Genomic DNA, 6,102 nt, shown 5'->3' on the forward strand with positions numbered 1-6,102 from the left:
CTCGTGCCAAAGCTGAAGGCGGCTCTCGCCAGCTAATGAGACGATGTTGGCGCGCGACCATCCACAGCGATCACGCGAAGCGTTCTTCGGCCGCCTGAAAGGACCGAGGCTCCGGCCGCGACAAGCCGAACTCGTCGAGAGCTTCCTGCCGCGCCTGCGGCTGAATCTCGCCGAGCCGGCGCCGGCCGATCTTCGCGGACTGTTCACCGAACCGGTCGAGGCGATCCGCCTCGAGATAGGCTTCGGCGGCGGCGAGCATCTCCATCAGGAATCCGGCCGCTTCCCTCACACGGGCTTCATCGGCGTCGAGCCTTTCGTCAACGGCATGGCCAAGCTGCTCGGCCGGCTCCCGGAGGAGCCCCGCCCGAATCTGCGCCTGTATGACGACGACGCCACGCGGCTGCTCGACTGGCTGCCTGAGGCGAGTCTGGCCGGAATCGATCTCTTCTATCCGGATCCTTGGCCGAAGAAGAAACATTTCAAGCGCCGCTTCGTCAGCGCCCGCACCCTCGATCGCATGGCGCGCGTCCTGAAGCCGGGGGCGCTTTTCCGTTTTGCCTCCGACATCGAAACCTATGTCGACTGGACGCTGCATCACTGCCGCGACCATCCCGATTTTGCCTGGACGGCGCGCCGCGCCAAGGATTGGCACGAGCCTTTCGAGGCCTGGCCCGGAACCCGTTACGAGGCCAAGGCGATCCGCGAAGGCCGTCGCCCCGCTTACCTGAGCTTCCGGCGGCGGTGACGCCAGTGCGGACGCGCTACGACTTTCCGGCTTTCGCCATGAGAAACGCTTGATGCGTAAGCCTGAAGAGCGTATAGAGCGAACAAATTCTCTGCGATGCGATCGTGAGAGTGGGTCCTGCCGGTCCCGCTCTTTTTTGTTACCGGGGGTCCGGTTCCATGTTCGGACGAGCTTCGGGAACGCGGCGCGGATCGGCGGAGACACACGCAACTGGGCATGATCCGGCAGGATCGAAACGCCCCGCAGCCTTACCGGAGCACCGTGACGACCGCAGCTGACCGCCTCGTGAAGGAACAGGGACTGGAAGCCCGCATCGCCGCGATTGTCGAGCCGGCGATCGAGCAGATCGGTTATCGTCTGGTCCGTGTCCGGATATCCGGCCTGAACGGGATGACCGTGCAGATCATGGCGGAGCGCCCGGACGGTACGATGACGGTCGAGGGCTGCGAGGCTGTCTCGCGGGCGATCTCGCCGGTGCTCGACGTCGACGATCCCGTCGACAAGGCCTATCATCTGGAAGTTTCCTCACCCGGCATCGATCGACCGCTCGTGCGCAAGGGCGACTTCGAGACCTGGGCCGGTTTTCTCATGAAGCTGGAGACGAACCGGCTGGTCAACGAGCGCAAGCGCTATCGCGGTCAGATCGTCAGGGTGAGCGACGAGGCGATCACGATCGAGCGCGACAGGCCGGCCGAGGGCGAGGAGAGCGCGGTGGAGATTCCCTTCGATGCCATCGGCGAGGCTCGGCTGATCCTGACCGACGATCTGGTCGAGGCGTCGCTGAAGGCCGACAAGGCCGCGCGCAAGGCGCGCGGGGATAACGCGGACGACGTTGAGGCTGGCGCGGCCGATCGCGGCCACTGAAGCCTCGACGCCCGGCGGGTTCACGCCGCCGCGGCGAAGGATGGGACGGCGGCGGTAAGCCGCCGGGGATTTGATGAGGCCGGGCGCGCGGTGGATGCGGCGAGCGGCCGAAGGTCAGGAGAAAGAGTATGGCAGTCAGTGCGAACAGGCTGGAGCTTCTGCAGATCGCGGATGCCGTCGCGCGCGAAAAGTCGATCGACCGCGATATCGTCATCGGGGCGATGGCCGATGCCATTCAGAAAGCGGCGCGTAGCCGCTACGGCCAGGAAACCAACATCCGCGTCGACATCAACACCAAGACCGGCGAGATGAAGCTGCAGCGGCTCCTGGAAGTGGTTGACGAGGTCGAGGATCCGAACACGCAGATCTATCTCGCCCGCGACAAGAATCCAGACGCCGAACCGGGCGACTTCATCGCCGAACAGCTTCCGCCGATGGATTTCGGCCGCATCGCGGCCCAGTCGGCCAAGCAGGTGATCGTGCAGAAGGTACGCGATGCCGAGCGCGATCGTCAGTACGAGGAATACAAGGACCGTGTCGGCGAGATCGTCAACGGCACCGTCAAGCGGGTCGAATACGGCAATGTGATCGTCGATCTCGGTCGCGGCGAGGGCATCATCCGTCGCGACGAGCAGATCCCGCGCGAACTGTTCCGCTATGGCGACCGGGTTCGCGCCTTCGTCTACGATGTTCGCCGCGAACAGCGGGGTCCGCAGATTTTCCTCTCGCGCACCCATCCGCAGTTCATGGCGAAGCTGTTCACCATGGAAGTGCCGGAGATCTACGACGGCATCATCACCATCAAGGCGGTGGCGCGCGATCCGGGCTCCCGGGCGAAGATCGCGGTGATCTCGAGCGACTCCTCGGTCGACCCGGTCGGCGCCTGCGTTGGCATGCGCGGCAGCCGCGTCCAGGCCGTGGTCGGCGAATTGCAGGGCGAAAAGATCGATATCATTCCCTGGTCCCCGGACGCGGCCTCGTTCCTGGTCAACGCATTGCAGCCGGCGGAAGTCGCGAAGGTGGTACTCGACGAGGACGCCGAGCGCATTGAAGTCGTTGTCCCCGATGACCAATTGTCACTGGCGATCGGGCGGCGCGGACAGAACGTGCGCCTCGCCTCGCAATTGACCGGCTGGGATATCGACATTCTGACCGAGCAGGAGGAATCGGAGCGCCGTCAGAAGGAATTCGTCGAACGCTCCGAAATCTTCATGAACGCGCTCAATGTCGACGAGATGGTCGGCCAGGTTCTCGCCTCGGAAGGCTTTGCGACCGTCGAGGAGGTCGCCTATGTCGATGAGGACGAGGTGGCCGCGATCGAAGGCTTCGATCAGGAGACCGCCTCCGAGATTCAGGCCCGGGCTCGCGAGTATCTGGAACGCCGCGAGGCGGAATTCGACGCCAGACGGACCGAGCTGGGCGTTGCCGACGAGCTGAAGGAGATCAGCGGCCTGACGACGCCGATGCTGGTCGCCCTCGGCGAGGAGGGCATCAAGTCGATGGAGGACTTTGCCGGCTGCGCGGCCGACGACCTGATCGGTTGGACCGAACGCAAGGACGGGGAGACCACGAAGTATCCGGGAGCCTTGTCGGCCTTCGAGGTTTCGCGCGCCGATGCCGACCACATGGTTATCGAGGCGCGCCTGAAGGCCGGCTGGATCACCGAGGCGGATCTGGCGGAGCCCGAGACGGAAGCCGGGGAGGAAGCCGGGGCCGAGACCGCTGACGAAGGCGCCGCCGCCTGAATCGTCGAAGGTTGGTTGCCATGGCCTTCGATTCGGACGAAGAGGATGGAGACGAGCCGGAGGTCGGGTTGAACGAGCGCATGTGCATCGTTTCGCGCAAGACGATGGCGCCGGAAGACGTCATCCGTTTTGTTCGCGGGCCGGACGGGGCGGTGGTTCCGGATTTGCGCAGGCGGCTTCCGGGACGCGGCGCCCATGTCGCGCTCAGCCGCGCGGCGGTCGACCAGGCGATGCGTCGCAAACTGTTCGCCCGGGCGTTTCGGGCCGAGGTGACGGGACCCGCCGATCTCGGTGTTCTGGTCGACCGGCTTCTGGCCAAGTCCGCACTGGGCGCGCTGGGCATGGCCCGAAAGGCGGGTCAGCTGGTGACCGGCGCGGCGAAGGTCGATGCGGCGATCCGCTCGGGTCAGGCGCTGCTGCTGGTTCAGGCGCGCGAGGCGGCGCCGGATGGAATTCGCAAGATGGATGCCGCGCGTCATGTCGCTGCGGCATCCGGCCACGCAATGGTGATCCCCGCTTTGCGCCTGCTGGATGCGGACGAATTGGGTTTGGCGTTGGGTGGGGGGAATGTGATACATGCAGCCATCCTTGCCGGTGACGCGGGCTCGGCTGCGGCGAAGCGTATGCAAGCGCTGGCCAATTATCGGGGCGAAGCCCCTGGTTCGGATCCTGGCGACGCCCGAAATGGGCGTGAGGGAACCGCGACTGAGACTGGGAACGAGATCGGAGCGCCCACAGAGCGACGCTCCAGGCAAGATGAAGGGCGCGGGATCGATCCGGCGCAGGAAGCGGAAGCGTAAATGAGCGATACCAAGTCCGGCGACGACAAGACGCTGAGCGTGAGCACGAAGAAGACCTTGACCTTGAAGCGCGGCGTCGAGCAGTCGACGGTCCGGCAGAGCTTTTCGCATGGGCGCACGAACCAGGTCGTTGTCGAGACCAAGAAGCGGCGGATAACCAAGCCGGAAGAGCGCGAAGCCGCGCCGACACCGGCCCCGGCGGCAAAGTCGAGCCCGGCCGCCCCGGCGAGCCGCGCGAGCGAGACCCCGGCTCCGGCACCCAAGACCGCCGCTCCGCTTCCGCCTCAGACAGGCGGCAAGCCACCCCAGATCCAGCTGGGCCCCAAGCCCGGCGAGGCGCCCGTGGCGAAGGCCCCGGAAGCGTCCGCGCCGGCCGCTCCCGAGGCGACCGCACCGGTGGAGGCCAAGGCCGAAGCCGCCGTTGCCGCGCCCGAGGCCAAGGCGCCGGCGGCTGCGGACGCATCGCCAAAGGCGACGCCGACCGCCACCCCATCCGCGCCCGCCGCGTCAACGTCGAAGCCGGCGGCGGCCGCGCCGCGAGCCGCCGCCGGCGCGCCGCGCCCCGCGGGGCAGCAGGCCGCCGGGCGCTCCGCCGCGCCTTCGCGTCAAGGTGCCGGCCGTTCGGGCGCCCGCGACGAGCGCCGCGACGGTCGTACGCCGGCGCCCGCGGCCCGTCAGCCTCGCGGCGCGGTGCTCAGCGACCTGTCGTCGCGTGAAATGGATGCCCGGCGCCGGGCGCTCGAGCTTGCCAAGCAGCGAGAGGCCGAAGACCGGCGCGTGTTCCAGGAAGAGGAAGCGCGGCGGATCGCCGACGACGAGCGGCGTCAGCGCGAGCGTGACGAATCCGAACGCCGTCAGGCCGAGGAGACGGCACGCCTTGAGGCCGAGGCCGAAGCCCGTCGCAAGGCGGAAGCCAGCGCCGAGCGCAGAGGCGGCGGCCAGTCGAGTCAGCCGGCGGCTCCGGCCCCCACGCCTGCCGACGCGGAGGCCGCCGAAGCTGCGGCTGCCCGCAGCGGACGGGCCGAGCTCCGCCGCCGTCCGGGCGGCGACGACGACGCCAAGGGCGCCCGTCCGGGGGCGCGACGCTCGCTCAAGGGTGCGGTGGGCGCCGAAGCGCCGAAGCCGGCGCGTCCCGAACGCGATGCCGGTCGCCGCCGCGGCAAGCTGACCCTCGACAAGGCGCTGACGGCGGAAGACGGCGCGCGTGGCCGCTCGCTGTCCTCGATCCGCCGGCGTCAGGAAAAGTTCAAACGCTCGCAGCAGAGCCAGCCCCGAGAGAAGATCGCCCGCGAAGTGATTATTCCCGAGACCATCAGTATCCAGGAACTCGCCAACCGCATGTCGGAGCGTTCCGTCGACGTCATCAAGTTCCTCATGCAGCAGGGACAGATGATGAAGCCGGGCGACATCATTGAGCCGGACGTGGCCGAACTGATCGCGTCGGAATTCGGGCACACGGTTCGCCGCGTCGCCGAATCCGATGTCGAGGAAGGCATCTTCGGGGTCGAGGACGACCCGGCGAAATCGGTGTCGCGGCCGCCGGTCGTTACCATCATGGGCCATGTCGATCACGGCAAGACCACGCTGCTCGACGCCATCCGCAAGACCAGCGTCGTGTCGGGCGAAGCCGGCGGCATTACCCAGCATATCGGCGCATATCAGGTCGAACAGAACGGCGAGAAGATCACGTTTATCGACACGCCCGGCCACGCCGCCTTCTCGGCGATGCGGGCGCGTGGCGCGGCGGCGACCGACATTGCCATCCTGGTCGTCGCGGCGGACGACAGCGTGATGCCGCAGACGATCGAATCGATCAATCACGCCAAGGCGGCGAACGTGCCGGTCATTGTGGCGATCAACAAGATCGACAAGCCGGGCGCCGATGCCAGCAAGGTGCGCAACGCGCTGCTCCAGCACGAAGTGTTCGTCGAATCCATGGGCGGCGAGG

Annotated in this window: 5 protein-coding genes; all 5 read left to right on the forward strand. The window is 67.1% G+C overall.

Translation table 11 applies throughout. From position 1 onward, the window contains the following. Positions 1-43 precede the first annotated feature (43 nt). Positions 44-745, forward strand: a complete 702-nt coding sequence (trmB, locus tag MJ956_RS02105) for a tRNA (guanine(46)-N(7))-methyltransferase TrmB (protein WP_253962831.1) — start codon at positions 44-46, stop codon at positions 743-745. A 216-nt stretch (positions 746-961) separates the two neighbouring features. Then, complete coding sequence (gene rimP / locus MJ956_RS02110) at positions 962-1,609, forward strand: ribosome maturation factor RimP (RefSeq protein ID WP_256477702.1); 648 nt, start codon at positions 962-964, stop codon at positions 1,607-1,609. A 128-nt stretch (positions 1,610-1,737) separates the two neighbouring features. Further along, positions 1,738-3,354, forward strand: a complete 1,617-nt coding sequence (nusA, locus tag MJ956_RS02115; RefSeq protein ID WP_253962833.1) for a transcription termination factor NusA — start codon at positions 1,738-1,740, stop codon at positions 3,352-3,354. A gap of 20 nt (positions 3,355-3,374) precedes the next feature. Next, positions 3,375-4,154, forward strand: a complete 780-nt coding sequence (locus tag MJ956_RS02120) for an RNA-binding protein (protein ID WP_253962834.1) — start codon at positions 3,375-3,377, stop codon at positions 4,152-4,154. Further along, on the forward strand, positions 4,155-6,102 hold a 1,948-nt coding region (locus MJ956_RS02125; RefSeq protein WP_253962835.1), incomplete at its 3' end, for a translation initiation factor IF-2 N-terminal domain-containing protein.

Origin of the sequence: Aurantimonas marianensis (assembly GCF_024195285.1) — a bacterium.
Classification (GTDB): domain Bacteria; phylum Pseudomonadota; class Alphaproteobacteria; order Rhizobiales; family Rhizobiaceae; genus Aurantimonas; species Aurantimonas marianensis.